The 3821-nt window shown below is 47.2% G+C and carries 2 protein-coding genes; one reads left to right on the top strand and one right to left on the bottom strand.

Annotation, left to right across the window (positions count from 1 at the left end; genetic code table 11):
• The first annotated feature begins 401 nt into the window (after nucleotides 1-401).
• The gene (locus PX636_RS08680) at nucleotides 402-782 is read left to right on the top strand and encodes a DUF1830 domain-containing protein (protein ID WP_002761692.1); all 381 of its coding nucleotides are present in this window, start codon (nucleotides 402-404) and stop codon (nucleotides 780-782) included.
• Nucleotides 783-790: 8 nt separating this feature from the next.
• On the opposite strand, the gene PX636_RS08675 is transcribed toward PX636_RS08680, so the two are convergent.
• On the bottom strand, nucleotides 791-3418 hold the full coding sequence (locus tag PX636_RS08675; RefSeq protein WP_288116772.1) for a chloride channel protein: 2628 nt from the start codon (nucleotides 3416-3418) through the stop codon (nucleotides 791-793).
• Nucleotides 3419-3821: the final 403 nt, after the last annotated feature.

Genomic DNA, 3821 nt, shown 5'->3' with positions numbered 1-3821 from the left:
GTAGGGTTTTAGCGATTTTGAGGGGGTCAATTACCTAATTTTCAGGGAAAAAGTCCAGGAATTTTCCACCCGATCACTCCGGGATCTGGCACTTTTTGGAAACCAAAAAGTCTAAAAGTCTTACCCAACAAGGTTTTTAGATTTATTCAGCAGACCCTAAATAGCTGGGCAAAAAATCAAGAAAAACAGCAAAAAAACGTAGTTCCCCCCTTGACAAATAGCCAAAACTAGGCATTAGTTAAATTTAATGATTTTTTAATAAAAACCGCCTTCTATCACCAGAAAAAGCGATCAGTAGATTTTTATCAGAGTAATGTAATCATCTTTACAACTATCGGGGATCAAAGGATGTTAGGGTGAAGGAGCGATGACAAACCCACTTTAAGATCACCCCAATTGCTATGGCACAGATTCTCGATCCCCTCCCCAACGGCAAGAAAAATAGTATTCTTTGTTGCTATGTCAATGCGACCAGTCATATTCAAATTGTTCGCATCACCAATATTGCTAACTGGTATTTTGAAAGGGTGGTTTTCCCCGGGCAGCGTTTAGTATTTGAGACCCTAGCGGATGCTTTCTTAGAGATTCATACGGGGATGATGGCCAGTGCCATCCTTTCCGATAACATCCCCTGTGAACGCCTTTATATCAGCGATGGGGATGACGATGACTCCGATGGTCAACTAGAGGGGGAAATATTCTACCCCCATTCCCTAGAGGAAAGTCAAGGGGCGAAAATTGACAATACCGTACCCTTCGGTTTAAGTTTAGCTTCCGCCTAGCTAATAAACTAATCTGATAATTCCCCTCGCACGAGAATCACAGTGCAATTAACGGCACGGGCAATCGTCGAGGGGATATTGCCATTTAATAACTGATTGAGCAGACTCTCTCTAGATGCACCCAAAAGCACCAAGGAACAATCTTCCGATTCTACCAGATTAATTACCGCCTCGGCCGGAGAGGCCGAACGAATCGGTAAAGGCACGACTGGCTGTGCGATCGCTTTTTGTAAAGATGCTTGTAAAACTTCCAAAGTGGACAGATCTGGCAGTAACTCCGTCGGAGAATAAATTTTACATAACCAAAGTTTGGGATGATCCGAAGACTCGGACAAAGACAGCAAACTAGGCAATAATGCTAAAGCTCGTTGAGCATTGGGACCTCCGGCAGTGGGAATCAGCCAAATCCTTTCCCGATTAAGATCGTTGGGAAAACAATCCTTTGTCCCCAATTTTACCAAGATGGTTTCACAGGGAGCCTCAGCGATCAAAGTATCGACTGAAAACCCGAAAATCGCCCCAGTAGTGGATTTTTCCCCCGTCCAACCCATAATTAATAAATTGCTGTGTCGTTCGCGAATCGTGGCTAAAATCCCGTCGGCGATATCCTGAGCCACAGAAATTTGTGTATGAACAGAGATATGCTGCTGTCGGGCTAATCTTTCCAGACGATGAAGTAATTTGCGTCCTTCCCGTGTATCTACCTTTACTTCCGCCGGAGAACTAAGACGAGGCACAGTAATCACATAGAGACAATCTATCTCATAATTGCGTTCACCGGCGATCGCAGCAGCAATTTTAAACAAAGCAGTAGCGGTGTCAGGATTGGCAATAGGTAATAAAATCCGGCCTATTCCCACAGCTGGGGAACGAGTTTGATAAACCACATAGGAAGGGGTACTGGGTTGGGGCAGTTGACAAACTCCCCCCAATTGATCGGCTTCCACCCGGATAATATCGGTGCGGGTAATGATCCCCACCAGTTTTTGACCATCGGTAACGGGTAAACGGGAAAGCTGATAGCGATTTAAGAGAAATAAAACATCGGTTAAAGCTGCCTGGGGGGCCACAGTAATCGGATTGGGAGTCATGATCTCCCGTAGGACTGTTTGACTGTTTTTTGAGCGCCATTTATCCAGATCACTTTGGGTAAAAATCCCCAATAGTCGCCCCTGTTCCACCACGGGAAAACCGCGATGATGGGAACGGGACATAATTTTCACCACTTCCCCCAGGGGTAAATCCGCCGGCAGAATTTCCACCTGCGATTGCATCACATCCATAGCCGACAGATGGGCCAACACATCATTAGAAGGGGTTTCTTCGTTGAGAATAATACCACTAGCGGAAAGTAAATGCTGATAGAGGGAACCGGGGTGAATGCTTTCGGCAGTGATATAAGAAACGGCACAGGTCAACATCAGGGGCAACACAACATTAAAATTGCGATGCAGTTCAAAGACAATCACGATCGCCGTTACCGGAACCCTGACTACTCCCGTAAAAAAAGCCCCCATACCGGCTAAAGTATAACTAGGTTCGCTGCCGAAACCCATCATTTTCGTCTCGATTCCCCCCACCAGAAACCCCAAACAGGATCCCAACACCAAAGCGGGGGCGAGCAGTCCTCCCGGTGCGCCGGAACTATAGGAGATCATCGTCAGGAAAAAATAGACCACAAAAGCGAGGGCGGTATTCTGCCAACTTAATTCCCCTGCCAGCAAAAATTCCCGTAAACCCGTATTATCTCGAAAAAAGTCGGGTAAAAAGGCCACTACCGTTCCCGATAACCAGCTGACCAGACCGATACGCCAAGCCAGAGATAACCGCCAACGCCGCTGCAGCTGGCTACAAAAAAGGATGCCTTGATTGAATAAAGCCCCCAATAAGCCCGCTAAAACCCCCAAAAGGCAATAAATGGGTATTTCTTGGGCAGAGAAGCTAATATTGGCATATTCAGTGATCATTGAGGGGGTATTCTGCAGCATCATCGAAACCACGGCCCCAGTAAAGGAAGCCACAATCGCCGTTTCTAGGGTCATACTGGAGACATCGCGCATTAATTCCTCGATCACAAAGAGGACCCCAGCGATGGGAGTAGTAAAACCGGCCGCTAACCCCGCGGCTGCCCCGGCTGCGATCATCTGACGACGGTGATCGGGACTGGTGGGCAGCCAGACGCTTAATTGAGCCGCTAGGGCCGCCCCGATGTGTACCGTGGGGGCCCGACGACCAAGGGTTAAACCACCGCCAAGGATCAGGATCGCCCCGATCATTTTTACTAGGGCGACCCGCCAAGACAGGGGCAAAGGATATTTAGCTAAGGCCGCTTTTACTTGGGGAATACCACCCCCGGCGGCCGCGGGGGAGAAGTGTTCGACAATCCAACCGGCACTGTAACCGAGCAGAAAACCGCCGAGGGGCAAAACTAGGAAAGGAGAGGAATTGGCTACTAGATGCACCCGCCAACCACCTAACCAACCGATACCCAATTTCAGGATAATAGCGGCAAGGGCGGAGAGAATTCCGATTAAACAGGCTACCAGTAAAGCATAGCGACTATCGGTTGCGCTACGTCCGAAGTGTTGGGATTTAAACCACTGACGGAGGTTTTGGTGACGGGCAAAAAGTCCCATAATTATCAGGGAGAATCAAGGCAATGGCGGAGCGAGGATTTATTTAGGGTTCTGATTCCTCGTTTCTTTAATCATAGGCCGTTAAGTTCTGTCACCGTTCACCTTGTTGCTACCAGTGGCCCTAATAGTAGTTTTTCTATCGATGGGCTAGGATCAAAGGTTGTCCCTGTCTTTGAGCGGAGGGTATTTTAAAGTTTCAAGAGAAATATAATCAGATATAGTCAAGCATGGCAATATGTGGACAGGAAACTATCAGACTAGGCAAAAAAAACAGGAATAAGTTATCGAACGGCTTGGAGGTGGTGGAAACAAGGGAATTTAACAGGCTATCAATTGCCTTCTGGTACAATTATCATAACGGATGACAACCATTCAAAACCCGACTTGATAGCTTGCATTTATG

The sequence above is a fragment of the Microcystis sp. M53598_WE2 genome, from assembly GCF_030067735.1.
Lineage (GTDB): Bacteria > Cyanobacteriota > Cyanobacteriia > Cyanobacteriales > Microcystaceae > Microcystis > Microcystis aeruginosa.
The sequence above is the reverse complement of the archived record's forward strand: the minus strand, read 5'-3'. Positions and strand labels throughout refer to the sequence as shown.